General features: G+C 69.3%; 29 protein-coding genes. 12 read left to right on the plus strand and 17 right to left on the minus strand.

What is annotated here, in order from left to right; genetic code table 11:
- Positions 1 to 30: 30 nt before the first annotated feature.
- Complete coding sequence (gene purS, locus AUL35_RS09520) at positions 31 to 273, minus strand: phosphoribosylformylglycinamidine synthase subunit PurS (protein WP_062014381.1); 243 nt, start codon at positions 271 to 273, stop codon at positions 31 to 33.
- 67 nt (positions 274 to 340) lie between these two features.
- Positions 341 to 1,105, minus strand: coding sequence for a phosphoribosylaminoimidazolesuccinocarboxamide synthase (gene purC / locus AUL35_RS09525; RefSeq protein WP_062014383.1), 765 nt, complete (start codon positions 1,103 to 1,105; stop codon positions 341 to 343).
- 251 nt (positions 1,106 to 1,356) lie between these two features.
- Here purC and AUL35_RS09530 point away from each other — a divergent pair, with 251 nt between their 5' ends.
- Together AUL35_RS09530 and AUL35_RS09535 are read left to right on the plus strand one after the other, a co-directional pair.
- A complete protein-coding gene (locus AUL35_RS09530) occupies positions 1,357 to 1,665 on the plus strand; it encodes an ATPase inhibitor subunit zeta (RefSeq protein WP_062014385.1) in 309 nt (102 codons plus the stop codon).
- On the plus strand, positions 1,662 to 2,435 hold the full coding sequence (locus AUL35_RS09535) for an HpcH/HpaI aldolase/citrate lyase family protein (protein ID WP_062014387.1): 774 nt from the start codon (positions 1,662 to 1,664) through the stop codon (positions 2,433 to 2,435). The genes AUL35_RS09530 and AUL35_RS09535 overlap by 4 nt, the downstream gene beginning before the upstream one ends.
- Position 2,436: 1 nt before the next feature.
- Here the strand turns inward: AUL35_RS09535 and AUL35_RS09540 are convergent, their stop codons facing one another.
- Together AUL35_RS09540 and cls are read right to left on the minus strand one after the other, a co-directional pair.
- Positions 2,437 to 2,994, minus strand: coding sequence for an alpha/beta hydrolase (locus AUL35_RS09540; RefSeq protein ID WP_062014454.1), 558 nt, complete (start codon positions 2,992 to 2,994; stop codon positions 2,437 to 2,439).
- A gap of 42 nt (positions 2,995 to 3,036) precedes the next feature.
- A complete protein-coding gene (gene cls / locus AUL35_RS09545; protein ID WP_062014389.1) occupies positions 3,037 to 4,482 on the minus strand; it encodes a cardiolipin synthase in 1,446 nt (481 codons plus the stop codon).
- Positions 4,483 to 4,677: 195 nt separating this feature from the next.
- Here cls and AUL35_RS09550 point away from each other — a divergent pair, with 195 nt between their 5' ends.
- Positions 4,678 to 5,505: an endonuclease/exonuclease/phosphatase family protein gene (locus tag AUL35_RS09550; protein ID WP_156417919.1), complete on the plus strand. Its 828-nt coding sequence runs from the start codon at positions 4,678 to 4,680 to the stop codon at positions 5,503 to 5,505.
- Positions 5,506 to 5,510: 5 nt separating this feature from the next.
- On the opposite strand, the gene purB is transcribed toward AUL35_RS09550, so the two are convergent.
- The 3 genes from purB to AUL35_RS09565 form a co-directional block, all read right to left on the minus strand.
- Positions 5,511 to 6,818: an adenylosuccinate lyase gene (purB, locus tag AUL35_RS09555; RefSeq protein ID WP_062014393.1), complete on the minus strand. Its 1,308-nt coding sequence runs from the start codon at positions 6,816 to 6,818 to the stop codon at positions 5,511 to 5,513.
- Between the two features lie 67 nt (positions 6,819 to 6,885).
- Entirely contained in the window at positions 6,886 to 7,899 is a 1,014-nt protein-coding gene (locus AUL35_RS09560; RefSeq protein ID WP_062014395.1) for a P1 family peptidase, read from the minus strand.
- Complete coding sequence (locus AUL35_RS09565) at positions 7,896 to 8,945, minus strand: ABC transporter substrate-binding protein (protein WP_062014397.1); 1,050 nt, start codon at positions 8,943 to 8,945, stop codon at positions 7,896 to 7,898. Before AUL35_RS09565 ends, AUL35_RS09560 begins: the two co-directional genes overlap by 4 nt.
- Positions 8,946 to 9,073: 128 nt before the next feature.
- On the opposite strand from AUL35_RS09565, the gene AUL35_RS09570 reads away from it, so the two are divergent.
- Entirely contained in the window at positions 9,074 to 10,285 is a 1,212-nt protein-coding gene (locus AUL35_RS09570; RefSeq protein WP_062014399.1) for an ABC transporter substrate-binding protein, read from the plus strand.
- 56 nt (positions 10,286 to 10,341) lie between these two features.
- Here AUL35_RS09570 and AUL35_RS09575 read toward each other — a convergent pair whose 3' ends face one another.
- From AUL35_RS09575 to AUL35_RS09600, 6 genes are read right to left on the minus strand one after another with little or no spacing between them, the layout of a single operon-like run.
- A complete protein-coding gene (locus AUL35_RS09575; RefSeq protein ID WP_062014401.1) occupies positions 10,342 to 10,677 on the minus strand; it encodes a DUF3140 domain-containing protein in 336 nt (111 codons plus the stop codon).
- 56 nt (positions 10,678 to 10,733) lie between these two features.
- A complete protein-coding gene (locus tag AUL35_RS09580) occupies positions 10,734 to 12,017 on the minus strand; it encodes a branched-chain amino acid ABC transporter permease (protein WP_062014403.1) in 1,284 nt (427 codons plus the stop codon).
- On the minus strand, positions 12,014 to 13,009 hold the full coding sequence (locus AUL35_RS09585; RefSeq protein WP_062014405.1) for a branched-chain amino acid ABC transporter permease: 996 nt from the start codon (positions 13,007 to 13,009) through the stop codon (positions 12,014 to 12,016). The genes AUL35_RS09580 and AUL35_RS09585 overlap by 4 nt, the downstream gene beginning before the upstream one ends.
- 29 nt (positions 13,010 to 13,038) lie before the next feature.
- Positions 13,039 to 13,743 (minus strand): ABC transporter ATP-binding protein, encoded by a 705-nt coding sequence (locus AUL35_RS09590; RefSeq protein ID WP_062014406.1) that lies wholly within the window; start codon positions 13,741 to 13,743, stop codon positions 13,039 to 13,041.
- Complete coding sequence (locus AUL35_RS09595) at positions 13,740 to 14,537, minus strand: ABC transporter ATP-binding protein (RefSeq protein WP_062014407.1); 798 nt, start codon at positions 14,535 to 14,537, stop codon at positions 13,740 to 13,742. Before AUL35_RS09595 ends, AUL35_RS09590 begins: the two co-directional genes overlap by 4 nt.
- A 4-nt stretch (positions 14,538 to 14,541) precedes the next feature.
- Entirely contained in the window at positions 14,542 to 14,997 is a 456-nt protein-coding gene (locus tag AUL35_RS09600; RefSeq protein ID WP_062014408.1) for a GNAT family N-acetyltransferase, read from the minus strand.
- Positions 14,998 to 15,268: 271 nt separating this feature from the next.
- Between AUL35_RS09600 and AUL35_RS09605 the strand changes: the two genes are divergently transcribed.
- From AUL35_RS09605 to AUL35_RS09620, 4 genes are read left to right on the plus strand one after another with little or no spacing between them, the layout of a single operon-like run.
- Positions 15,269 to 15,727, plus strand: coding sequence for a flavin reductase (locus AUL35_RS09605; protein ID WP_062014455.1), 459 nt, complete (start codon positions 15,269 to 15,271; stop codon positions 15,725 to 15,727).
- 47 nt (positions 15,728 to 15,774) lie between these two features.
- Complete coding sequence (locus tag AUL35_RS09610) at positions 15,775 to 16,086, plus strand: XdhC family protein (RefSeq protein ID WP_062014409.1); 312 nt, start codon at positions 15,775 to 15,777, stop codon at positions 16,084 to 16,086.
- The gene (locus AUL35_RS09615; RefSeq protein WP_062014410.1) at positions 16,086 to 16,796 is read left to right on the plus strand and encodes an XdhC family protein; all 711 of its coding nucleotides are present in this window, start codon (positions 16,086 to 16,088) and stop codon (positions 16,794 to 16,796) included. The genes AUL35_RS09610 and AUL35_RS09615 overlap by 1 nt, the downstream gene beginning before the upstream one ends.
- A complete protein-coding gene (locus tag AUL35_RS09620; RefSeq protein ID WP_062014411.1) occupies positions 16,793 to 18,415 on the plus strand; it encodes an NTP transferase domain-containing protein in 1,623 nt (540 codons plus the stop codon). The genes AUL35_RS09615 and AUL35_RS09620 overlap by 4 nt, the downstream gene beginning before the upstream one ends.
- Positions 18,416 to 18,425: 10 nt before the next feature.
- Here AUL35_RS09620 and AUL35_RS21570 read toward each other — a convergent pair whose 3' ends face one another.
- On the minus strand, positions 18,426 to 18,593 hold the full coding sequence (locus AUL35_RS21570) for a DUF2256 domain-containing protein (protein ID WP_082666226.1): 168 nt from the start codon (positions 18,591 to 18,593) through the stop codon (positions 18,426 to 18,428).
- A gap of 133 nt (positions 18,594 to 18,726) precedes the next feature.
- Between AUL35_RS21570 and AUL35_RS09625 the strand changes: the two genes are divergently transcribed.
- From AUL35_RS09625 to AUL35_RS09635, 3 genes are all read left to right on the plus strand, one after another.
- Entirely contained in the window at positions 18,727 to 19,458 is a 732-nt protein-coding gene (locus tag AUL35_RS09625) for an SDR family NAD(P)-dependent oxidoreductase (RefSeq protein WP_062014412.1), read from the plus strand.
- A 4-nt stretch (positions 19,459 to 19,462) separates the two neighbouring features.
- Positions 19,463 to 21,004 carry a cryptochrome/photolyase family protein gene (locus AUL35_RS09630; protein ID WP_082666233.1) on the plus strand — a complete coding sequence of 514 codons (1,542 nt, stop codon included), beginning with the start codon at positions 19,463 to 19,465 and terminating at the stop codon, positions 21,002 to 21,004.
- A gap of 118 nt (positions 21,005 to 21,122) precedes the next feature.
- Positions 21,123 to 21,407, plus strand: coding sequence for an usg protein (locus AUL35_RS09635; protein WP_062014414.1), 285 nt, complete (start codon positions 21,123 to 21,125; stop codon positions 21,405 to 21,407).
- Here the strand turns inward: AUL35_RS09635 and radC are convergent.
- The 3 genes from radC to phaC all read right to left on the minus strand — a co-directional run bounded on the left by radC (position 21,400) and on the right by phaC (position 24,938).
- Positions 21,400 to 22,104 (minus strand): DNA repair protein RadC, encoded by a 705-nt coding sequence (gene radC, locus AUL35_RS09640; protein WP_244493723.1) that lies wholly within the window; start codon positions 22,102 to 22,104, stop codon positions 21,400 to 21,402. The genes AUL35_RS09635 and radC overlap by 8 nt on opposite strands.
- Before the next feature lie 44 nt (positions 22,105 to 22,148).
- Positions 22,149 to 23,009 carry a type I methionyl aminopeptidase gene (gene map / locus AUL35_RS09645; protein WP_062014415.1) on the minus strand — a complete coding sequence of 287 codons (861 nt, stop codon included), beginning with the start codon at positions 23,007 to 23,009 and terminating at the stop codon, positions 22,149 to 22,151.
- Positions 23,010 to 23,111: 102 nt separating this feature from the next.
- Positions 23,112 to 24,938 carry a class I poly(R)-hydroxyalkanoic acid synthase gene (gene phaC, locus AUL35_RS09650; protein ID WP_062014416.1) on the minus strand — a complete coding sequence of 609 codons (1,827 nt, stop codon included), beginning with the start codon at positions 24,936 to 24,938 and terminating at the stop codon, positions 23,112 to 23,114.
- A 197-nt stretch (positions 24,939 to 25,135) separates the two neighbouring features.
- Between phaC and AUL35_RS09655 the strand changes: the two genes are divergently transcribed.
- Positions 25,136 to 25,543, plus strand: a complete 408-nt coding sequence (locus AUL35_RS09655; protein WP_156417920.1) for a hypothetical protein — start codon at positions 25,136 to 25,138, stop codon at positions 25,541 to 25,543.
- Positions 25,544 to 25,555: the final 12 nt, after the last annotated feature.

The following is a 25,555-nucleotide window of genomic DNA, read 5'->3' on the forward strand; positions in this document are numbered from 1 at the left end:
CAGGGGTCTCGTTCGGCGGCGAGGCCGCGATCAGGCGATCTCGACCGCGTAGTTCTCGATCACGGTGTTGGCGAGGAGCTTCTCGCACATGGCCGCAAGCTCGCTCTTCGCCTTCTCGCGATCGTCGCCTTCCACCACGACGTCGAACACCTTGCCCTGGCGGACGCCCGCCACGCCCTCGAAGCCGAGCGTGCCGAGCGCACCCTCGATCGCCTTGCCCTGGGGGTCGAGCACGCCGTTCTTCAGCGTGACGACGATGCGCGCCTTAATCACGTTTGCCGCCTGTTCTGCGAATGAACCAGTCTCAAAGCCGGCGCGGGTCGCGACGCCGGCGGATGCGTCACTTCACCAGCACCGGCCCCGAAGGGCGGGGCGGTTCGTTCTCGTTCATGATGCCGAGACGACGAGCCACTTCCTGGTAGGCCTCGACGAGGCCGCCCATGTCGCGGCGGAAGCGGTCCTTGTCCAGCTTGTCCTGGGTCTGGACGTCCCAGAGGCGGCAGGAGTCGGGCGAGATCTCGTCGGCCACGATGATACGCATCATGTCGCCCTCGTAGAGGCGGCCGGTCTCGATCTTGAAGTCCACGAGCTGAATGCCGACGCCGAGGAAGAGGCCGGACAGGAAGTCGTTGACGCGGATCGCCAACGCCATGATGTCGTCGATCTCCTGCGGGCTCGCCCAGCCGAAGGCCGTGATGTGCTCTTCCGACACCATCGGGTCGTCGAGCTGGTCGGCCTTGTAGTAGAATTCGATGATCGAGCGGGGCAGAACGGTGCCCTCCTCGATGCCGAGGCGCTTGGCGAGCGAGCCGGCGGCGACGTTGCGCACCACCACCTCGAGCGGGATGATCTCGACTTCCTTGATCAGCTGCTCGCGCATGTTCAGCCGACGGATGAAGTGCGTCGGGATGCCGATCCGGTTGAGGTGCGAGAAGATGTATTCCGAGATGCGGTTGTTCAGGACGCCCTTGCCGTCCACGACCTCGTGCTTCTTCTTGTTGAAGGCGGTCGCGTCGTCCTTGAAGAACTGCACCAGTGTACCGGGCTCGGGCCCCTCGTAGAGGATCTTGCCCTTGCCTTCGTATATACGGCGGCGACGTGTCATGGGGGTGATGCCTGATCGTGGTCGAGGCGAGCCGACGGCGACCCGCGAGAAAAGCTTATGTCTTGTGCGGGTCAATAGCCCATAGGGTCGATTGAAACAATCGGTCGCCCGCAAATGGACCGTGGAAGCAACATGATGCGATCACGTTGGCGCGGGACCGGCTGGACGCGGCGGCCCGATGCCATAGGCTAAGGCCCGCGAATCCACCGCCCGAACGGGGCCGTGGACGAAACGACCAAGGGAGGACGTCGATGTCGCTGAAGGACCGGGGTGACGATTTCGAGGCGCGCTTTGCGCACGACGCGGACCTGCGCTTCCGCATCGAATCGCGCGCGACCAGGCTTCTCGGTCTTTGGGCGGCCGGGCTGCTCGGCCGCACGGGCGAGGCCGCCGAAACCTACGCCGCCGACCTCGTCCGTCACGATCTCGGGGCGGCGGGCTCCGACGACGTCGTCGACAAGGTGACGGCCGACCTTGCCGGCAAGGCGACGCGCGACGAGGTGGTGCGCCGGCTCGGTGCGGTCCGCGCCGAGGCCGAGCGCCAGATCCGCGCCCAATGAGCGAGTCCCTTCTCGCGCTGCGCCGTCTCATCGATCGCAAGGGAAGCGCGATCTCGGCCTGGTCGAGCCTCGGCGATCCGACCGTCCACGAAGCTCTTGCACGGGCCTTCGACGTCGTCACGCTCGACGTCCAGCACGGGCTTCAATCGGTCGACGAGATTCGCGAGGGCATCGCGCGCGTCGTGCTCGCCGGGCGGCCTGTTCTGGTGCGCGTGCCGGTGGACGACCTGTCGCTGGCCGCCCGTACGCTCGACTTCGGCGCGCATGGAGTGATCCTGCCCATGGTCGAGGGAGCGGAGGACGCGCGGCGCTTCGCCCGCGCCCTGACCTATCCCCCCCATGGAAACCGCTCCTACGGACCGGCCCGAGCGAGCGACCTTCACCAGATGGCGTCGGGACCCGATTACATGCGGGTGGCGGCGCAGGCCATCATGACCTTCGCCATGATCGAGACGCCGGCCGCGCTCGCCGCAATCGACGAGATCCTCGCGGTGGACGAACTGCACGGCGTCTTCGTCGGACCCTCCGACCTTTCGCTCGCGATCGACCCCGCGCGGCTCGACCCCGACGGCGAGCGCACGGAAGACGCGGTGCGGACGATCGCCGAAAAAGCCGCGCGGGCGGGCAAGGCGACGGCCATCTACGCGGCCAGCGCCGACACGGCGCGCCGGTACGCCGCGATGGGCTACGATCTCATCTGCGTCGCAAGCGACATCGCGCTCCTGAAGGACGCCTCGCGCCGTATCGTGGACGCGATTCGAGCGCCCTGAATCAGCCGGCGGGGAGCGACGACAGGAACTTGCCGAAGGTCAGAAGCCCTTCGGGCCAGGGCCCGTGGCCGCTCTCGCCGTTGAGATGGCCCGATTCGCCTGCGTCCACGAAGCGCGAGCCCCACGCACCAGCCGCATCCTCCGCCGCCTCGAACGAGGAGAATGGATCGTTTCGGCTCGCCACGACCACCGACGGGAAGGGCAGGGGCTCGCGCGAGTAGGGGCCGAAGGTGCGCAGATGCCTCGGCCGCAGGCGCTCGTCCTCGACGTCCGGCGGCGCCACGAGAAACGCCCCCGCGACCGGCCGGCGGAACAGTGGCACCGCGTGCACCGCGGCCGCGACGCCCAGCGAGTGCGCCACCAGCACCGGCGGCCGTTCGCTGGCGTTCACCGCGGCGGCGACGGCCTGCGTCCACTCCTCGCGGACGGGCTTCGACCAGGCCACCTGCTCGACGCGCCGGGCGGTCGAGAGCTTGCGCTCCCATCGCGACTGCCAGTGCTGCTCGTCGGAGTTCTGGTACCCGGGAATGATGAGGATGTCGGCTTCTGAAACGCGCATCGCGGGCAGATGCGGACGGGTGTCCATCCTGTCAAGGGCGCGTCACAGAAGCGGGCTGATGAGGCGCGTGACGTTCTCGGCAAGCTGGCGCCAGAAGCCGCGCCGCTGCCACTGCGCCATCTGCAGGCGGTGGCTCTTGGCGCGGTAGTCATCCTCGATGACGCGCAGGTCGCGCACGAGATCCTCGTTGAAGGCCACCAGCGTCACCTCGGAGTTCAGCTCGAAGGAGCGCCGGTCCATGTTGGCCGAGCCGATCACGGCGATGTCGTCGTCGATCGACAGGTGCTTGGCGTGAAGGAAGCGCTCCCGGTACAGCATCACCTCGATGCCGAACTCGAGGAGCTCGTCGTAGTAGCTCTGCTGGGCGTGATCGATGAGGACGCTGTTGGTCGTGGAGGTCACGAAGAGCGTGACGCGCACGCCCTTGGCGACCGCCGTGCGCATGGCGACGAGCAGCGGCTCGTTCGGGATGAAGTAGGGCGTCGCCAGAACCACGCGCTGGCGCGCGGCGTAGATGAGATCGGTGAAGAGGATGTCGACGCCGGCCTCCGGATAGTCCGGTCCGCTCGGCAGGACCTGCGCGATCGCCTTGTGCTCGACGGTCGGCGGCGGCGGCTCGGGCATGAGCTCGGGCGAGGCGATGTCCTCGTTGGTCTCAAGATACCAGTCGCCGATGAAGATCGACTGCAGCTCCAGGACGACCGGTCCCTCCACCCGCGCCATGACCTCGCGGTAGAAGGTCTTGGGCTCGTACTCGATGCGGTGCATGTTCTGCGAGCCGACCCAGCCGATCAGCCCGTCCACGACCACGATCTTTCGGTGGTTGCGAAGGTCGAGGCGCGTCGCCTGGTTCCAGAAGCGCAAGGGAAGGATCAGTCGCAGCTCGACGCCCGTGCCCTCGAGGCGCCGCGCGATGGCGCGGCGGTCGCGCGAGGAGCCGACCGCGTCGATCAGGAGCCGGCACTTGACGCCCCGGCGCGCGGCCCGCTCCAGCGCGCTCAGGACCTTGTTGCCGGCCTGGTCGTTCTGAAGGATGTAGACCATGACATGCGCATGGTGGCGCGCCTTGTCGATATCGGCCGCGATGCGATCGACGACGCGGTTGTAGTCCGCGTCCAGCGTGATCTTGTTGTGCGCGACGCAAGGGAAGTTGCCGATGCGCTGCACGAGATGCGAGGTCGCGCGGTGGCGCTGGGGCAAGGCGCGAAGGCCCGATACGCCGTCCAGCTTGATGTGGGCGATCGCCTTGCGGATGATCGCCGGCACCTCCTCGATCCGGTCGCGTCGCCACTTGGGATGCCGCGCGTTGCCGACCGCCAGATAGACCGGCAGCGCGATCCACGGCAGGAAGAAGAAGAGCATCAGCCAGGCCTGCGCGGCCACCGGGGTGCGCCGGAACGGGATGTAGACGAGCGCCCCGACGATGATGCTCCAGCCCGCCACGCTCACGGCGATGGGCCAGACCGTCCCGTCGAAGAATTCGAGCATGAGACCTCGTCGAGTCGGTGCGAGTCCGGTCCGCGCATGGGAAGCGGCCTTGAAGCGCCCGCCATGCCTTCGGATTCGGGCGGACGCAAGGCCTCGCGCGAGATCGGAGGGTCCAGCCGTCTTCCGAACGGGGCCGCGACCCTATATGGACCCCGCGCGCCGCGTCCCGTTCCGGCCGCGCCCAAGGGCCATCGCATGATCCGCATCGTCTATGCCAATCTCGGCTACTCGCGTGCCATCGACGGCTCGCTCGGCCATCACGTGCGCCGCGCGCACCGACATCTCTTCACGACGGAACGCGTGCAGCGCCGTGCGCTGAACCACGTGCGCGAACGGCTCGACGCGCTGCAGCCGGATCTCGCCTGCTTCGTGGAGATCGACCGGGGCTCGTTCAACAACGGCTTTCTCGACCAGATGCGGCTTCTGGCCGACGAGCGGCACACCACCGTGCGGATCGACAACAAGTACGGCGCGGACAAGCATTTCCGCCGTCTCTCGGTCTCGCGCGGCAAGTCCAACGCCTTTCTCGCCACGCGGCCGATCCGCTATGCCGCGCGCTACCTTTCGGCCGGCAAGAAGCGGCTCGTCTACGACATCGAGATGGAAGGGGTGCGGGTGCTGGCCGCCCACCTGTCGCTGCGCTACCGCATCCGCTGCCTGCAGATCCGCGAGCTGGCCGCCTGGGTCGCCGAGAGCGGCGGCCCGACCGTGGTGGTCGGCGACTTCAACCTGTTTCGCGGCGCGGGCGAACTCGCGCCGCTCCTCGGCTCCGGCCAGCTCGTCCACGCCAACGAGAAGGCCGGCCCGACCTTCCGGCTCGGACCCTACCGCGCGACGCTCGACACCTGCCTCGTCTCGCGAGACCTCATCTCCGCCTGCCGGGTGACCATCCTCGACCAGCCCTATTCGGACCATCAGATGATCCGCCTCGACATCGAGGGCATCGGCGGCGAGACGGCGCCGGAGCGGGCGCTCCTCGTCGCCGACCCGATGGACCCCGCCGAGCCGCCGATGCTCTCCTGAAACCTTCAGGCTCGGCCAAAGACGCGGCGGAAGATCGTGTCGACGTGCTTGGTGTGGTAGCCGAGGTCGAACTTCTCGCGGATCTCGGTCTCCGGCAGCGCCTTCGTCACCTCCGGATCGGCGAGGAGCTCGGTGAGGAAGTCCGCGCCGTGCTCCCACACCTTCATCGCGTTGCGCTGAACGAGGCGATAGCTGTCCTCGCGGCTGAGCCCGGCCTGGGTCAGCGCGAGCAGCACGCGCTGCGAATGGACGAGGCCGCGGAACTGGTTGAGGTTGCGCTCCATGCGCTCGGGGTAGACCAGGAGCTTGTCCACGACGCCGGTGAGGCGGGCGAGCGCGAAGTCGAGCGTGATCGTGGCGTCCGGCCCGACGAAGCGCTCCACCGAGGAGTGCGAGATGTCGCGCTCGTGCCAGAGCGCGACGTTCTCCATGGCCGGCATGGCGAAGGAGCGCACCATGCGCGCGAGACCCGTCAGGTTCTCGGTCAGCACCGGGTTGCGCTTGTGGGGCATCGCCGAGGAGCCCTTCTGGCCAGGCGAGAAATACTCCTCGGCCTCCAGGACCTCGGTGCGCTGGAGGTGACGGATTTCGGTCGCAAGGCGCTCCACGCAGGAGGCGACGACGCCAAGGGTCGCGAAGAACATGGCGTGCCGGTCGCGCGGGATGACCTGCGTCGAGACGGGCTCGGGCGTCAGCCCGAGGGCTTTGGCGACATGCTCCTCCACGCGCGGGTCGATGTTGGCGAAGGTGCCGACGGCGCCCGAGATGGCGCAGGTCGCGATCTCGCCGCGCGCCGCCACGAGCCGCTCGCGGCAGCGCTGGAACTCGGCATGGGCGAGCGCGAGCTTCACGCCGAAGGTCGTCGGCTCGGCATGAATCCCGTGGCTGCGCCCGATCGTGATCGTGTCCTTGTGCTCGAAGGCGCGGCGCTCGAGCGCCGCCAGAAGCGCGTCGAGGTCGGAAAGGAGCAGGTCGGTGGCGCGCGTCAGCTGCACGTTGAGGCAGGTGTCGAGAACGTCCGACGAGGTCATGCCCTGGTGGATGAAGCGCGCGTCCGGTCCGACGAACTCGGCCAGATGCGTCAGGAAAGCGATGACGTCGTGCTTGGTCTCGCGCTCGATCTCGTCGATGCGCTCGACGTCGAAGGTGGCGTTGCCGCCTTTCTCCCAGATAGTCTTGGCGGCCTCGCGCGGAATGACGCCGATCTCTGCCAGCGCGTCGCAGGCATGGGCCTCGATCTCGAACCAGATACGATACTTGGTCTCCTGCGACCAGATCGCGACCATCTCGGCACGGGAATAGCGGGGGATCATGGTCGAGACCTTTCGCGGCAGGCTTGGGAGGAGGCTGCCCGGGCTCTAACAGACGCGCCCACGCGCCTCAACTCGCCGGAAGCTCGGCCCAGGCGGGCACCGTGCCGCCGGGAAGCGGCATCGCCGAGAAGACGGCGCGGGCCACCGCGCGCGCCATGACCGACGAGGCGGCCGCCGCGAGCTCGACGCGCGCGCCGCCCTCCGCCGCCGCTCCGGCCTCGCCGGTCGCCAGGGCGAAGACGAGGTCGCCGTCGTAGTCGGTATGGGCCGGCCAGAGCGCCAGCGCGAAGCCGTCATGGGCGGCGAGCGCGAGCCGGCGCGCGCCGCTCTTGTCGAGGCGAGCGTCGGTCGCCACCACGGCGATCGTCGTCGCGCTGCCCGGCAGCGCGATCTTGGAGCGCGGAATCGGGGCGTCGGCGGGAAGCGGATGGGGAAGGCCGAGGCCGCCGAACTCGTGCTCCATCTCGAACGGGGCGGCGCGAAAATGCCGGGTCGATCCCACGAGCGGCGAGCCGACCGCGTTCACCGCGACGAGCGCGGCCACCGTCGCGCCGCCCGCGAGGCGAACCGAGGCAGAGCCGAGGCCGCCGCGGCAGGCGGCGGTCGTTGCGCCGAGCCCCGCGCCGACGCCTCCCAGCGCGAAGTCGAGGCTCGCATTGCGTGCCGCCGCCACGCCGAGGTCGCGATAGGGCGAATGCTCGCCCCAGTCCTTGTCGCCGCCGTTCGCGAGATCGAAAAGGATGGCGGCGGGAACGATGGGAACGCGGATGGCACCGACCGCAAAGCCCCGGCCCATCGCTCGTAGGACCGACTGAACCCCGGAGGCCGCGTCGAGACCGAAGGCGGAGCCGCCCGACAGCACCAGCGCGTCGACGCCACCGACGGTCGCGTCGGGAGCCAGGAGGTCGGTCTCGCGCGTGCCGGGGGCGCCGCCGAGCACCGCGACCGAGGCGACGGTCGGGCGATCGCACAGGATCGCCGTGACGCCGCTGCGCAGCCGCTCGTCGGAGGCGTGCCCGACGCGAAGCCCGGCAACGTCGGTCAGGAGGTTCCGCGGCCCGGGCCGCCAGGACGCGCTCAACCCTCGTCCTCCGGCAGGAAGCGGTCGCCTTCCCAGCGGAAGGCACGGAAGGGCAGGACGTCGGCCGAGCCGTCCGGCCCGAATCGCGCCGCGCCCGCAGAGGTCTCGAAGTCCGCACCCGCGAGGACCTCGGCGAGCGGCCTCCCGTTCGCCTGCGCGAGCGCTCCCTGCGCGATCTCGACCCCGAGCCGCGCGGGCCAGGCATAGCCCTCGTCTGCCGGTGCCGCCTCGGACGGCTGCCACGCCACGTCATGGCCGGCGCTGAGCGCGACGACGCCGTTCGGCAAGGGCGGGTCCGAGCGCGTCTCATCCATCAGCACCTCGCCGCCGACGATCCGGAGATCAAGGCCGATCTCGGCCGCATCGCGGGCGATCACGGCGACATCGGACCGGCTGCCCAGGAGCACGAGATGCGTCACGCCGCTCTGCTTGATGCGGCGGGCGAGCGCGAACTGCTTCTCCTCGGCGGGGCGGAAGTTGTCGGTGAGGGCGAAGCGGTAGCCCTCGGCTTCCAGGCGCTCGCGCACACGGTCCGCAAGGTCCCGGTTTGTGGCCGATCCGTCCTCGACGAGGCCGACCGATTCCGTTCGCCAGCGTTCGCGAACGAAGCGCACCAGCGCCTCGGCCTCGGCAGCCGATCCCGGTGCGATCCGCCAGAGCGGCCAGCCGTCGCTGTCGCGGCGCTTCAGGAGACGATCGGCCCGCACGCCGATATCGATCACGGGGATCTGCGCATCGCGAAGGATCGGCATCGCGGCCTCGAGCGCGCTCGTGCAGAGGAACCCGACCGCGATACGGACGCCCGCGTCGCGCATCTGGGCGGCGGTGCGCGCGCCGCCTTCCGCCGAGCAGCCGTCGTCGAACTCCCGCAGGACGGCGCGCCCGGGGTCGAGCGCGGCGCGAGCCCCCGCCAGGATCTGGCGGCCGAGGATCTCCTCAGGGCCGCTGAGCGGCGCCGCCAAGCCGATTCGCGGCAGGGACGCGTCCTGCGCACGGGCTGGACCCGTGAGGAGGCATGAGAGAAGGAGGACGCGGAGGAGGAGCATGACGGCGCCAGTCTAATGCGTTTCACCATGCGCCGCGAGGGCGGCTTGATTCCCGCTCCGACGCCCCGTTAACTCGCGCCCGAGTTCGGGACGCGCGTCCCGTCCGACCTCGAAAGGAACATGACCATATGACCACCGGCGGCACGCTGCGCAGCCTTCTTCTCGCCACGGCCGCGCTGGCCCTCGCGCCCTCGCTCGCGCAGGCCCAGGACACCGTCCGGATCGGCATGATCGGCGGCATCACCGGGCCCATCGAAAGCCTGATGCCCCCCATCACCGAGGCGGCCCGCCTCGCGGTCGGGCAGGTGAACGTGCAGGGCGGCCTCGGGCCGTCCGGCGCCAAGGTCGAGATGGTGGTGGGCGACGACGGCTGTATCGACGCCGCGCGTGCCTCGGCGGCGGCCGACCGGCAGGTCAATTCGGAGAAGGTGGCCGGCATCGTCGGCGCCATGTGCTCGGGCGCGACCATCGCGGCGGCGAACTCGGCGGCCATTCCCGCCGGCGTCGTGATGGTCTCGCCGGCCTCGACCTCGCCCGCCGTGACCGACCTCAAGGACAACGATCTCGTGTTCCGCACCGCGCCCTCCGACGCCTACCAGGGCGAGGTGCTGGCGCGGGTCGTGCGTCGCAACAACATCGACTCCGTTGCCGTCACCTACGTCAACAACGACTACGGCACGGGCTTCGCCAAGGCCTTCGAGGCGGCCTTCACGGCGGCCGGCGGCAAGGTCACGCTCTCCCAGGCCCACGAGGACGGCAAGGCGGACTACCGGCCCGAGATCGGCGCGCTGGCGTCCAGCGGCGCCGACGCGCTCGTCGTGCTCGCCTATGTCGACGGCTCGGGCGGTCGCATCATCGCCCAAGCCCGCGAGACCGGCGACTTCTCGACCTTCGTCGGCGGCGACGGCATGGTGGGCGGCAACCTTACCAACGTGGCGGGCGGCGACGAGCGTCTGATCCTGACGCGCCCGGGCGGCACGGCGGCGGGCGGAGCCGAGCGCTTCGCCGAGGCGGCGAAGGGGGCCAATCTCGATCCGGCGGCGACCTACACCGCGACGAGCTACGACGCGACCTTCGCGCTCCTGCTCGCGCTGGAGAAGACGGGCGGCAAGCGCGAGGGCCTCTCCGCTGCGCTGCGCGAGGTCTCCTCGGCACCCGGAGAGCGCATCCTGCCGGGCGAGTGGGAGAAGGCCAAGAAGCTGATCGCGGCCGGCACCGACATCGACTACGAGGGCGCTTCCGGCTCGCTCGAGTTCGACGCCAACGGCGACGTGCCGGGCTCCTACGACGAGGTCACGATCGAGGACGGGCAGATCAAGGTGGTCGGCCCGGCGACCTGATCGGGAACCTAGGGCGAATCGAAAGGCCCCGGACGGGATGCCGTCCGGGGCCTTTCTCATTTCAGCGGATCGTGGCCCCAGTTCATCAGCGAGTAGCGCCACTTCGTATCCTCGACGTCGCCCTTCGGGCGCTGCTTGGAGTGGCGGGCGATGTAGCCGACGACCTTCTTCATGTGAGCCCACTGCGCATCGGTCAGGTCGGCCTTCTTGGTGTGCTGGATCTCGATGATCCGTCGACCCGACTCGTGACCGACGGACTCGCCGCCGTCCTTGGACTGGCCGACCTCCTTCGACTCGTCGCTTTCCAGCCAGCGCTCGATCTCCTTGGGCGTCATGTTCACGCCCTCGCGAAACTCGCGCCAGGTCTCCTCGTGGTCGTCCTTCGCTGTCATGGTCGTCTCCGGGCTACGTGGATCGATCGAACCTGCGAGCCCGGAGGTCTGTTCCCTTAACGGACGGCCCGACGCTCCGGCAGGAGGCCGTTCGGCGCGAACCGCAGGACGAGGGTGATGGTCAGGCCGATCACGAAGACGCGCATCTGGAGCGCGCGCGAATCGAGATCGGCCGGCGCCTGCCAGCCGAACCAGGCCGAGCCGAGGTCGCGCGCCAGCCCGAAGAGCGCGAGCGCGGCGGGCTCCGACATGGTCCAGACGACGTAGACGAAGACCGCGCCGACGATCGCGCCGCGATTGTTGCCCGCGCCGCCCAGGATCACCATCACCCAGATCAGGAACGTGTGGTTGAGGTCGACGAAGCCGGCCGGGTCGAAGATCGTCGTGAAGTGGACGAGGATCGCCCCACCGAGCCCCATCAGGGCCGCGCCGAGCATGAAGATTTCCAGCCGGCGGCGGTCGACGTTCTTGCCCATGGACGAGGCGGCGGTCTCGTTGTCGCGGATCGCCCGCATCATGCGGCCCCAGGGGGCATGGTAGGCGCGCTCCATCAGAAGATAGACCACGAGAAGGATCAGCGCCGAGAGCGCGAGATAGCTACCGCGCGCCCATAGGAAGCCGACGTCGGCCGGCTGCGGAACGGGCCAGGGCAGGGGCGAGATCGTGAGGGGACCACGCGTCAGCCAGTCGGCATTGCGCAGGAAGGTCTTCACGATCTGAGCGATGCCGAGCGTGGCGATCGCGAGGTAGTCCGCCCGCAGCCCCAGGCAGATGCGCCCGATCACGTAGGCCAGGAAGGCCGCGACGAAGGCGGCCGCCGCCCAGCCGACGCCGACCGGCAGGCCGAGGCCGCCAACGAAGCCCGCCTCGCGCTCGATCGCCTCGATCGCCGGGGCGAAGCGCGAGGTCACGACCGCGAACGCAATCAGCGAGGCGAGGATCGTCAGGGCCGAAGCCTGGCCCCGGCCGAGGCCCCAGCGGTGCGAGCGCGCGACCACGCCGACGATCGCCACGCAGGCCACGAGCCAAATCAATGCCTCGCCCAGCAGCGGCGCGCCGGTGCCGGCCCAGAAGGCGTCGTTGACCGGGATCGTCAGGAGCACCGAGGCGCAGGCGCCCGCCACGATGAAGCCCATGATGCCGACGTTGAAGAGGCCGGCATAGCCCCACTGGATGTTGAGGCCGACGGCGATCAGCGCGTAGGCGACGGCCTCCGCCAGCATGCGCACGGCGTATTCCGGTCCCTGGAGCGCGAAGACGGCGGCCAGGATCGCGGCGAGGCCGCCGGCGATCCAGAGTTCCGAGCGCGGCTTGGGCGGCATCAACACGGCCCGGCTCATGCGAAGACCCTTCCCCTGAAGATGCCGGTCGGGCGGTAGATCAGGACGGCGACGAGGATCACGAAGGGCACCACGAGACGGTACTCGTTGGGCACCAGCGCGAGGTTCGCGGGCAACTCCCAGCCGGCCGGCAGAACCGCGCCGAGCGGGCGCAGGAGCGTCGAGAAGTTGAATACGGCGAGCGTCTCGGCAAAGCCCACCACGAAGCCGCCCGCGACCGCGCCGTAGGGCTGGCCGATGCCGCCGAGGATGGCGGCGGCGAAGATCGGCAGGAGGAGGTTGTAGGCAAGGTCCGGCCGCAGCTCGACGTCGAGCGCGAGCAGCGTTCCGGCCACCGCCGCGAGCCCGCCGCCGATGATCCAAGTCGCCGCGACGACCCTCGAGATCGGAATGCCGGTGACGCGTGCGAGCGCCGGGTCGTCGGCGACCGCGCGCATTGCGACGCCGAGGCGCGAGCGCGTCAGGAAGACGTGAAGCGCCGTCACGAGCACGGCGGTCGCAAGGAACAGGGCGACCTGCGGTTCGGTCACCACGATCGGGCGGCCGCCGGTCGGGATACGGAAGATCGTCTTCGGCGCGCCGAGCGCGAGGCTCCAGGAGCCGGTGCCCGCAAAGAGGCGAATCAGGCCCTGGAGCATGAGCGCGACGCCGATCGAGGCCATGACCATGACCACGGGGCGCGCGCCGCGCTCGCGCAAGGGGCGGTAGAAGAGGCGGTCGAGCCCGACCGCGAAGCCTGCCGTCAGGATCATGGATAGCGGCAGGACCAGGAGCGCCAGCGGCAGCGGGCCGCCGACGCCCAGGCCGGACAGGACGCTGGCCAGGATCAGCGTGAAGAAGGCGCCCGCCGTCATCATGTCGCCGTGGGCGAAATGGGCGAAGCGCAGGATGCCGAAGATCAGCGTCACGCCGACGGCGCCGAGCGCGTAGATCGAGCCGATCACGAGGCTGCCGACGAGGCCGCGATTGATGAAGAAGACGAGGTCGTCCAAGGGGAGCGTTCCGGGATCGTGGCGGGGCGTCAGCCGCCGAGAAAGGATCGGGCGACGTCGGGGTCGGCGAGGAGTTCGGCGCCGGTGCCCGTGAAGCGCATGCGCCCGCCCGACAGCACGAAGCCGCGCGTCGCGATGCCGAGCGCCTGGCGGGCGTTCTGCTCCACCAGCGCGACGGTGACGCCGGTCCGGTTCACGGCCACGACGCGGTCGAAGAGCTCGCTCATGTAGAGCGGCGAGAGGCCGGCGGTCGGCTCGTCGAGAAGGAGCACGCTCGGATCGCTCATCAACGCGCGGCCCACGGCCACCATCTGGCGCTGTCCGCCCGAAAGCTCGCTCGCCGGTTGCGCCCGCTTGACCTTCAGCGGCGGGAAGATCTCGAACACGCGGTCGAGCAGCGCTGCGCGTTCGCCGCGCCGGACATAGGCGCCCATGTCGAGGTTTTCCTGCACTGAGAGGGTGCGGAAGACGTTGTGCTCCTGCGGCACGAAGGCCAGGCCGCGCCCGGCGTGGGTTTCGGTCGCCCGGTTCGCGATGTCCTCGCCGCGCAGGAGGATGCGTCCCGCCGAGACCGTGAGGAGCCCGAACACCGCCTTCAGTGTCGTGGATTTGCCGGCCCCGTTCGGGCCGACGATCACGCCGATATCGCCCTCGTCGAGCGCAAGGTCGAGGCTGTTGAGGATGGGGGCCGACCCGTAGCCGGCCACGACCGCTTCGAGGCGGAGGATGCTCACGAGCGCATGCCCCCGGTCGCATGGCCCGTCGGCGAGCCGCCGAAATAGGCTTCGACCACGGCGGCGTCGTCGCGCAGGTCGCTGAACGAGCCCTCGCGCATCACGGTGCCGCTCGCCATGACGATGACGGGGTCGCAAAGGCGGGCGATGAGGTCCATGTCGTGCTCGATCACGAAGAAGGTATAGCCGCGCTCGCGGTTCAGGCGCTCGATGCTGTCGGCGAGCGAGGCGAGCAGCGTTCGGTTCACGCCGGCCGCGATCTCGTCGAGCAGCACGACCTTGGCGTTCACCATCATGGTACGGCCGAGCTCGAGCAGCTTCTTCTGGCCACCCGACAGGTTGCCCGCCAGCTCCTGGGCGACAGGACCCAGGCGCAGGAAGTCCACGACCTCCTCGGCCCGCTCGCGCACCCGCCGCTCGCCCGCGCGCACCCGGCCGCCGCGAAGCCAGACCGAGGCGAGATTTTCGCCCGGCTGGTCGGCTGGCACCATCATCAGATTCTCCAGAACGGTGAGGCGCGAGAACTCGTGAGCGATCTGGAAGGTGCGCAGAAGGCCGCGGCCGAAGAGCTCGTGCGGCTTCAGCCCGTCGGTCGTCTGTCCGTCGAAGCGGATCGTGCCGGAGGAGGGGGCGACGTTGCCCGCCACCATGTTGAAGAGCGTCGTCTTGCCCGCGCCGTTCGGCCCGATCAGCCCCGTGATCGACCCGCGCCGGACCTTGAGCGAGCAGTCGCTCACCGCCGTCACCCCGCCGAAGCGGCGCGAGACCTTCTCGACCTCGATGATGTTGTCCATGAGGTCAGGTCCCGTAGAAGACGATCGGATCGCCGAAGCGCGGGTGCAGGCCGGTTCGCAGGCGCCGCAGGCCGGCGTGCTCGTAGAAGCGGCAGGCTCGTTCGTTGCCGGCGCGGGTATAGAGCATGAACCCGTCCGGAAGAGCCTCCATCGCCCAGCGCAGGAGCTGGGTTCCGATCCCCGACCCCCGTTCGCCGGGATCGACGAAGAGTTCGCACAGGACCCGATCCGCCGGCTTCACTGCGGCAAAGCCCAGAACCGTGTCGCCCCGCACCGCGACCTGGACGAGCCAGCCCGCGGCGCATTCCTCGTCCACCCTCTGGCGCAGCGCAGCGAACGAGGGAAGCGTCGCCGGGCCGACGCCCGGAAGGCTGGCGCCGGCATGCCATATCTTGGCGATCCGGCCCCGGTCGGCCTCCGTGGCCGCGCGCAGTTCGATGCCGGCGGTCTCGCTCGTCATGCCATCGCCAGCCGCCGCATGCGGATCGCCCCAATCGAACGGTGAACAGGAACCGGTTCGGCAGGAGGAGCCCGGCCGCCCGAAGCCGTGCTGCATAAAGGGGGAAGGCGTCGCGTGCAAATGCCGCCGCCCGACACCCGCCTACAGTGTTCATCAAGAGGTCGAGTGCTATGTGTGACCCGAAGCTGCCGGCGAGCCGGCGGATCCGGCCTGAAGGACCAGCGTGCTGACCATCCAAAACGATACGGCGAGCGATGCCTATCGCGAGGCCATGAGCCATTTCGCCTCGGCCGTCTGCCTCGTGACGACGGATGGCGCGGCCGGGCGGCGGGGCGTCACGGTTACCGCCGTCTGCTCGGTTTCCGACAACCCGCCGACGCTGCTCGTCTGCCTCAACCATGCCAACGCCGCGAACGCGGTCTTCGAGGAGAACGGCGTCTTTGCGGTGAACGTGCTCGCCGAGCGCAACGAGCGCGTCGCCCGCGCCTTCGCGGGCGAGGGCAAGCTTGAGGTCGCCGAGCGGTTCGCGCGCGGGCGCTGGCGTACGCTGCGGACGGGCGCGCCGGTCCTGGAGGATGCGCTGGTCGCCTTCGACTGCCGGGTCGAGGACAGCCGCGTCGTGGCGACGCACCGCGTCCTGATGGGCCGCGTCGTCGCCGTCAGCGAGCCCGTTGCAGGCTCGAGTCTTCTTTATCGCGCGCGCCGCTACCATTTCCTTTCCGCGCAATAGGTTCCGGCTCTCGGCTTCGACCGCCGGGCAGCCGCCGGGAGTGGATCATGGACGACGTTCTGGAGATCGCCGAGCGCTGGAGCGCCGAAGGGCGCCGCCTCGCGCTGGCCACCGTGATCGAGACCTGGGGCTCGGCGCCCCGGCCGGGCGGCAGCCATCTTCTGGTGGACGGCGATGCGAACTTCGAGGGCTCCGTCTCGGGTGGTTGCGTGGAAGGGGCGGTGATCGCCGAGGCGATGGAGGTGATCGAGAGCGGCATGCCTCGCGTCCTCGAGTTCGGCGTCGCCGACGAGACCGCCTGGCATGTCGGCCTGTCCTGCGGTGGGCGCATCCGCATTCTCGTGGAAAGGCTCGGCTGATGGACCTCGCGCTCCTCCGTGCGCTGAATCTGGAGCGGGCGGCGCGTCGGGCCTGCGCGGTGGTCACGCGACTGCCGGACGGGGCTCAGCGCCTCGTTCGCGAGGCCGATCTGGAGGGCGACGTGCTTTCGGTCGAGATCGTGGCAGCGCTTCGCGCAGGCCGTTCGCGCCTGACGGAGGACGGAGCGCACTTCATCAATGCGTACCTGCCGCCGGCTCGCATCCTGGTGATCGGGGCGGTGCACATCTCGCAGGCCCTGGCGCCGATCGCGCGGCTGAGCGGCTTCGACGTGCGGATCGTCGATCCGCGCAGCGCCTTCGCGACGCCGGAGCGCTTTCCGGACGTGCCGGTGCAAGCGGAATGGCCCGAGGTCGCTTTGCGGGATCGGCCGCTCGACCCCTATACCGCGCTCCTCGCCGTCACCCACGACCCGAAGATCGACGACATGCCGCTCGAAGCCGCCTTGCGTGCGGGCTGCTTCTATGTCGGCGCGCTCGGCAGTCGGAAGACCCATGCGCGCCGCGTCGAGCGCCTGCTGGCGGCGGGGCTGCCGCAACATCGCATCGACACGATCGATGCGCCGATCGGCGCCGACATCGGCGCCGCGACGCCGGCCGAGATCGCGGTCGCGATCATGGCCTCGGTGATCGAAGCCTTTCGCAAACGCCGGATGCATGCCGAGCGTCGGGGCGAGACGCGGGCCGCATGAAGTTCGGGACCTGGCCGCTCGACGAGGCCGAGGGCGCGATCCTCGCCCACGGTGCCCGCCTGCCGGACGGACGCATTCCCAAGGGGACACGGCTCTCGCCGAGCGACATAGAGCGCCTTCGCTCGGCCGGCGAGCGCGAGGTGATCGCCGCCCGGCTCGAGGCGGGCGACGTCGGCGAGGACGAGGCGGCAGGTTTGATCGCCTCGGCGCTGGCGGTTGAGGGGACGGCGTCGCAGGCCCCCACCACGGGTCGGGCCAACCTCTTTTCTCGCCAGGCCGGCCTCTTCCTTCCGTCGCGCGCGGTCGTCGACGCCCTCAACCGCATCGATCCCGGCATCACGCTGGCGACGTTGCCGGACCATGCGCCTGTCGAGGCGGGCCGGATGGTCGCGACCGTCAAGATCATCCCGCTCGCCGTGCCGCGCGCGGCCGTGGATGCGGCGGTCGCTCTCGTGTGGGCATCGCCGGCCTGGCGGCTTGCTCCGTTCCGCACGACGCGGGTCGGCTTGGTGCAGACGGAGCTGCCTTCGGTCAAGGCGAGCGTTCTCGACAAGACGCGCGGCGCGCTGGAAGCCCGTCTGCGACCCAGCGGCTCGCGCCTCACCCGTGAGCATCGCTGCGCTCATGCCGTCGATGCTCTCGCCGAGGCGTTGGCCGATCCTGCACCCGGCGAAACGCTGACCGTCGTCTTCGGGGCCTCCGCCGTGATCGACGCGGATGACGTGGTGCCGAGCGCGGTGCGGCAGGCTGGCGGCACCGTGGAGCATGTCGGCATGCCGGTGGATCCGGGCAACCTCCTCCTGATCGGCCGCATCGGCACGCGCACGGTGATCGGCGCGCCGGGCTGCGCGCGGAGCCCGCGCGAGAACGGTTTCGACTGGGTTCTCAACCGGATCCTCGCGGGCCTTCATGTCGCATCGCAGGATCTGACCGGGATGGGCGTGGGAGGATTACTGATGGAGATCGCCTCCCGTCCCCAACCGCGCGAGGCCCTTGCCGACGCGGGGTCCAGTAGCATCGCGATCGTGCTGCTCGCGGCCGGCCGGTCGAGCCGCATGGGCGGGCCGAACAAGCTGCTCGCGACCATCGACGGCGTGCCGCTCGTGCGCCGCTCGGCCGAGACGGCCCTCGCCGCCGGAGCAGGGCGTGTCCTGGTCGTGGTGGGACATATGGAGGCGGAGATATCGCGCGCGCTCGAGGGGCTTCCGGTCGAGATCGTGCGCAATGCGCGCTACGCCGAAGGGCTGTCGACGTCGCTGCAGGCTGGCTTCGAGGCAGCGTTCGGCGTGCCGGGTGTGATGGTGATGCTGGCGGACCAGCCACTTCTCACGCCAGGGCATCTTGACCGCATGATCCGTCAGTTCCGGCCGACGGGCGAAGGCTCGATCGTGCTGGCCTCCGATGCCGGGCAACGGGCCAACCCGGTGATCTTCTCCCAGCTCTACCGCGACGAGATCCGTCGCCTCACGGGGGATGTCGGCGCCCGCGCGGTGGTCCAGGCCCACCGTTCCGCCGTGGTAGAGGTCGATCTGGGAGCCGCCGCCTCCTTCGACGTCGACACGCCCGAACTGATGGCACGCGCCGGCGGAGTTCTTTCAGCCGGTTCGCAAACCGGTTGATCGCCTGCCCTCAAGCCGTTGCGGTGGAACGCTCTTTCTTCGCCGCGGCCCGGCAGCGGTCGGAGCAGTAGATCACGCTGTCCCAGTTGCGTGCCCAAGCCTTGCGCCATGTCATCGGACGACCGCAATGGGCGCAGGTCTTGGTGGGCAGGTCGCCCTTGCGGCGCATCTTCGCCATCTCGGCTCCTCGTCGTCTCATCGCGCCAATGCGCCGTGACCCACGCGGTTCCCGGCCGCGCCCCGAGGACGCACTTGAAGGTAGCTGGACCCGCGACATCTGGCCCGGCGAGACAGGCAGGGAGAGGGCGCACGTGGGGCGTTACATCGTGATCGGAGCGCATGGCGGCATCGGCGAGGCGACCGCACGGCGGCTCTCGGCGGCGGGGCACGAACTCGTGCTCGTCGGGCGCGACAGTGGCCAGCTCGAGACGCTCGCCGCCGAGCTCGGCCGGGCCGAGGTCGCAACCGGCGATAGCGAGGATGCCGATCCCTATGCGGACTTGGGTGTAAAAGCCGGCGATGCGATCGACGGGCTGGTCTATGCCGCCGGCACGATCACCCTGAAGCCCTTCCCGAAGGTGACCGTCAACGACGCGTTGCGCGATTTCCGCGTCAACGCGCTGGGGGCGATGCTTGCCGTGCAGCGCTGCCTGCCCGCGCTGCAGGCCTGCGAACGGGGCGCGAGCGTCGTCCTGTACTCGACCGTCGCGGTCGCGCAGGGCTTCCCCGCCCACGCTTCGATCGCCATGGCCAAGGGCGCGGTTCAGTCGCTCGCGCTGTCGCTGGCGGCCGAACTCGCGCCCAAGATCCGCGTCAATGCGATTGCGCCCTCGCTGACGCTTTCGCCGCTCGGGCGAAGCGTTGCGGGCAACGAACGCATCGGGGAGGCGCTCGCCAAGCTGCATCCCATTCCGCGGCTCGGCGAGCCCGACGAGATCGCCGCGCTGACCGCCTTCCTGCTCTCGCCCGAGGCCGGCTGGATCACGGGGCAGGTCTTCGGCGTCGATGGCGGTCGTTCGACGCTGCGCACCGCGCGAAGCTGACATCATGGCCGGCACGCTGCGCTTCGTCCTCGGCGACCAGCTGAGCCGCACGGTTTCCTCGCTGCGCGACCTCGCCGAGGGCGACGTGGTGCTGATCGTCGAGGTCGGCGACGAGGCCACCTATGTGCGCCATCACCAGCGCAAGATCGCCTTCCTCTTCTCGGCCATGCGCCACTTCGCGGCCGACCTTCGCGCCGAGGGCATCAGCGTCGACTACGTCACGCTCGACGATCCGGCGAACACGGCGAGCTTTACGGGCGAGCTCGCCCGCGCGCTGGAGCGCCATCCCCATCTCGACCGCGTCGTCGTGACCGAGCCGGGCGAATGGCGCGTGCTCCAGATGATGGAGGATTGGGAAAGCTTCGTCGGCCGTACCGTCGAGGTTCGGCCGGACGACCGCTTCCTGTGCGCCCATGGCGAGTTCGCAGCCTATGCCGGCGAGGCCAAGTCGCTGCGCATGGAGGACTTCTATCGCGGCATGCGGCGCCGGACCGGTTTCCTGATGGGGGGCGACAAGCCGGTCGGCGGGCGCTGGAACCTCGACAGCGAGAACCGCGAACCGATCCCGAGGCGCGTGCAGGCGCCCGAGCGCCCGCGTTTCGAGGCGGACGAGACGACCCGGGACGTGCTCGGCCTCGTGTCCGGTCGCTTCGGAAACCATTTCGGCTCGCTGGAGAACTTTGACTACCCAGTGACGCGCGCCGACGCGTTGCGCTATCTCGATTGGTTCGCCGATGTCGCGCTGCCGAACTTCGGGACCTACCAGGACGCGATGCGCCAGGGCGAGCCGCTCCTGTTCCATTCGCACCTCTCAGCCCTCATCAACTGCGGTCTGCTTCTGCCGCGCGAGTGCTGCGAGCGGGCCGTTGCGGCGTTCGAGGCGGACGCGGCGCCGCTCAACGCCGCGGAGGGCTTCGTGCGCCAGATCATCGGCTGGCGCGAGTTCGTGCGAGGCGTCTACTGGCGCGAGATGCCGGACTATGCCGACCGCAACGCGCTGAAGGCGGAGCGACCGCTGCCGGACTTCTTCTGGACCGGCGACACCGAAATGAACTGTCTCGCGCAGTCGATCCGCGAGACGGCCGCCAGCGCCTATGCCCATCATATCCAGCGGTTGATGGTGCTCGGCAACTTCTGCCTCCTGGCCGGGATCGAGCCACGCGAGGTGCAGGAGTGGTATCTCGTCGTGTTCCACGACGCCTACGAATGGGTCGAGATGCCCAATGTCGTCGGCATGATCCTTCATGCGGACGGCGGGCTCTTCGCGACCAAGCCCTATGCGGCCTCCGGCAACTACATCAACCGCATGTCGGACTATTGCGGTCACTGCCGGTTCGACGTGAAGCAGCGGACGGGCGAGGACGCCTGTCCCTTCAACTACCTCTACTGGGACTTCGTGGCGCGACACCGCGAGCGTCTCGCGCGCAACCACCGCACTTCGCGCTCCGTGTCCTCGCTCGATCGCCTCGACTCCGAACGCCTCGCCATGATGCGAAACGACGCCCGGCGCTTTCTCGACTCGTTGCCGTCCGCTGCCTCCTATTGAGCATGCCTAACCTCGCAGCAATGCGGAGATCGGCGTTAAGCTTTGGTTCATCATGCAGGCGCACGCTGATCTGCGCAGGCGGGAAGATGGCCCGCCGGACGAAGCACAAGGAGCCGACATGCCCTCTGCTCGCGTTTCCGATCCAGCCTTCCTCGAACGGCTCCGCGGCGCCGGCCTAACGACCGCCGAGATCCTCTACCGCATGCCGGACCATCCGGCTCTGCTGCAGACCTTCTCCTGGCAGTTCGAGGACATCGCGCCGAGCTATCCGCGCCTGCGCCGGTTCCTCGACCACTGGGAGCGCGAGGTGGAGGCCAAGATTCACTCCGTGCGGGTCATGCACTCGCGGCTGCTCGCGCCGCAGGAGATCCGCTGCCTTGCCGACATCGGCTACCTCAACTGAGGAGGCCGAGACCCCGGAAGCTCGCCTGGCTGTTGCGGCCGATGATGATGTGGTCGTGGACGCTGATCGACAGCGTCTTGGCGGCCGAAACGATCTGGCGGGTCAACTCGATGTCGGCACCCGACGGCGTCGGGTCGCCGGAGGGGTGGTTGTGGACTAGGATCACCGCGGTCGCCGAAAGCTCGAGCGCGCGGCGCACGACCTCGCGTGGATAGGCGGGGGTATGGTCGACCGTACCCATGCCCTGCACCTCGTCGGCGATCAGCGCATTTCGCTTGTCGAGAAACAGGATGCGGAACTGCTCGCGCGTCTCGAAGGCCATGGCGGCATGGCAATAGTCGACCACCGCGCTCCAGGAGGACAGCACCTCGCGCTGGCGCAGGCCCGAACGCATGACGCGCTGGTTGAGCGCGGCCAGGATCTGGAGATCGACGATCGCCGAACGGCCCATGCCCTCGACCTCCGCCAGAAGGCGCGGCGGCGCGTTCACGACGTCGGCCAGCGTCCCGAAGCGGCGCAGGAGTTCCTTGGCGAGCGGCTTCACGTCGCGCCTGGGGATGGAGCGGAACAGGACCAGTTCCAGCATCTCGTAGTCGGCGAGCGCATCGGAGCCGGCCTCTAGGAACCGCGCGCGCAGGCGATCGCGGTGCCCGTCGTGATGCTTGGATGGGGCAAGAACGGCGGGGGCCTCCGACATGTCGAAGTCGAAGGCCTTTTCCCCGACGCCGCGCGCCTTGCCGCTCATGCGGTCTGCGAGCGCCAGGGAGCCCATGTCGAGGATGGGAAGCCCGGCATGTCCAGACCGCCCGGCGAGTAGGTGAAGACCTCGCAGCCCGTCTCCGTTACACCCACCGTATGCTCGTACTGCGCGGAGAGCGAACGGTCGCGGGTGACGGCGGTCCATCCGTCGTTCAGGACCTTCACGTGGGGGCGGCCCGTGTTGATCATGGGCTCGATCGTGAAGATCATGCCGGGCCGCATCTCGACGCCTTCGCCGCGCCGGCCGCAGTGCAGGATGTTCGGCGCGTCGTGGAACAGGCGGCCGACGCCGTGGCCGCAGAAGTCGCGCACCACCGAGCAGCGCTCGCCTTCCGCGTACTCCTGGATCGCGGCGCCGATGTCGCCGACATGGCCGCCGGGCTTCACCGCCTCGATTCCCAGGAGGAGGGAGCGGTAGGTGATCTCGCACAGGCGCTCGGCGACGCGCTTCACCTTGCCGACCGGGTACATGCGGGAGGAGTCGCCATAATAGCCGTCGACGATCAGCGTCACGTCGATATTGGCGATGTCGCCCTCGCGCAGGGGCTTGTCGTTCGGAATGCCGTGGCAGACGACGTGGTTGATCGAGATGCAGGTGCTCTTCGTGTAGCCGCGATAGTTGAGCGTGGCGGGCAGGGCGCCCGAATCCATGGCGAACTCGAAGACGCGATCGTCGATCGCCTGCGTCGTCACGCCCGGCTTCACGAGATCGGCCAGCTCGTCGAGGCAGCGGGCCGTCAGCTGGCAGGCGCGCCGCATGCCCTCGAAGGCCTCGGCGTCGTAGAGGCGAATCGAGCCCGTGTTCCGGGTCGGGTTGGCTTCGGCTTCGAGATAGACGGTCATCGGGCGGGATTCATCTTGTACGGGAAGGTGTTGGGCATCGATGTCGCATCGCCGGCCTTCGGCTTCAACCCCGAAGGCGCGTGCGGGGCGAGAGCCGGCGGTTCAGCCGCGCACATAGGAGCCCGGCGCATCCTCGATGGGGGCGAGCCTTCCGCCGCCCGGCTCGCGCGCGGACACGCGCTCCTCGCCCGACTGTTCGCGCAGCCAGGCTTCCCAATCCGGCCACCAGGAGCCCTTGGTCTCGGCGGCCTCCTGCCACCAGGCATCGAAGCTCAGGCCGTCGCGCGGCTGCGGTCCGGTCCAGAACTGGTACTTGCCGCGCGCGGGTGGGTTCACGACACCGGCGATGTGACCCGAGCCCGTCACCACGAAGCGAACGGGTCCGCCGAACGAGCCGCTGCCCTCGTAGACGCTGAGGGCTGGCGCGATGTGGTCCTCGCGCGTGGCGAGGTTGTAGATCGGAATGTCCACGGTCGAGAGGTCGATGTCGACGTCGCCGAGCCGCATCCGGCCGCGCGACAGACGATTCTCGAGGTAGCAGTTGCGCAGGTAGAAGAGGTGGTTGGCCTTGGCCATGCGTGTGGCGTCGGCGTTCCAGAAGAGAAGGTCGAACGGCAGGGGCTCGCGGCCCTTGAGGTAGTTGTTGACGAAGTAGGGCCAGATCAGTTCGCCCGAGCGCAGGAGGTTGAAGGCCGTCGCCATCTTCGTGCCGTCGAGATAGCCTCGGCTCATCGCCTTCTCGATCTCGGCGAGCTGCTCCTCGTCCACGAAGACCTTCAGGTCGCCCGCGTGGCGGAAGTCGACCTGCGTCGTCAGAAGCGTCGCGGAGCGGATCCGTCCGTCGCCCTTGGCCTTGAGATAGGCGAGGCCGGCGGCCAGCAGCGTGCCTCCGACACAGTAGCCCACCGCATCGACCTCGCTCTCGCCGGTCGCCTCGCGCACCGTGTCGAGGCCGAAGACGAGGCCTTCCTCGACGTAGGCCTGCCAGTCCTTGGCGGCATGCCGCTCGTCGGGATTGACCCATGATACGACGAACACCGTGCGGCCCTGCTCCACCAGCCAGCGGATCAGGCTCTTCTCGGGCGTCAGGTCGAGGATGTAGAACTTGTTGATCCAAGGGGGCGAAATCAGGATCGGCCGGCGGTACACGGTCTCGGTGGACGGCGCATACTGGACGATCTGGCAAAGATCGTTCTGCGCGACGACCTTGCCGGGCGTGGTGGCGAGGTTGTCGCCGACGCGAAAGCGGCTGGCATCGGACTGGCGCAGCTTCAGCGTGCCGGCGCCCTTGGCGAGGTCCTCGGCGAGCATCTTCATGCCGCGCGCGAGATTGGCCCCATTCTCGGCCACGGTCTCGCGGAAGAGTTCGGGGTTCGTCAGAACGAAGTTGGACGGGCTGATCGCGTTGGTGATCTGCCGGACGTAGAAGACCGCCTTCTGGCGCGTGTGCGGATCGAGCCCCTCTGCCCGGTCCACCAGCCCCTGCGCCCACTGCGTGATGAGCGTGTAGGCCTCGCGCAGGAAGTTGAAGAAGAGGTTGCGCCGCCATTCCTCGTCGGCGAAGCGCTTGTCGGCGGGTGCCGGGACGGTCGCGACGGGCGGCGGCGGCTCGGCCGAGACGGTCTGGAGCGAGCGCATCCAGATGTTGAAGAAGCCCGCCATCAGCCCGGTTTGCGCTTCCAGCGCGCGGACGGGGTCGTTCAGCCAGTATTCGGCCACGCGCGACAGCGTCGAGACGACGTCGCCGTAGCTGACCGGGCCGTCCACCGCCTCGCCGCGCTCGCGCGGCTCCACCCAGGCCGAGGCGGCCTTGCCGAGATGCTCCAGCATGTGCGCCATGTTGCGCGCGAAGGCCTCCGGATCCCGCACCGCGTAGGGGGCGAAGTCGGGCGCATCGTCGCGGCTGGGCCGGGTCGCGGACTCGGACATGGCGTGACCTCCTCAAGCCCCTCTAGAAAGCACGAAACCGCTTCGAGTTCAGCTGCCGCCCATGACGCGCCGCGTAGTTTCGTCGCCGCACCGCAGCATCGCCGATGCCATTCCAAAGCGCCGCCGCATCGGCTAAGACAGCGGCCTGCGGACCTGCCCGGTCCGCCCGGCGGCGAGGGAATGGTCTGGACATGGGAATGAGGCTTGCGGCAGTCCTGGCCATGGTTGCGGCATCCGGTGCCGCACTCGCCGGCTGCCAGTCCTTCGTTCCTCAGGCCTTCCTGCCCCAGGACGACACACCGGTCATCCCGGCGCGCCTGGCGGCGGCTCCCCCCGTCACCTCGTCGGGCCAGCAGCGCGACAAGAACGGCTTCCCGCTGATCGGCGCCTATCCGAAGGCCGCGACGACGCAGGTCTCCGACGAAACGGTCGCCCAGACGCGCGAGCGCTACGCCCGCACGGGCCGGCGCGGCGCGGGATCGACGGCGCCCCAGTATCGGCGCACGGTCGCCGAGATGCAGGCGCTCGCCGCGTCCCAGGCCCAGGCCGCCGCGGATCTGCCGGCGGCAGCCGCGCCGGCCGAGGCCGGCAGCCGGGCGCAGTAGAGCGCCGCCGGC

It is taken from the genome of Aureimonas sp. AU4 (assembly GCF_001463765.1).
In the GTDB taxonomy this organism is placed as follows: domain Bacteria; phylum Pseudomonadota; class Alphaproteobacteria; order Rhizobiales; family Rhizobiaceae; genus Aureimonas.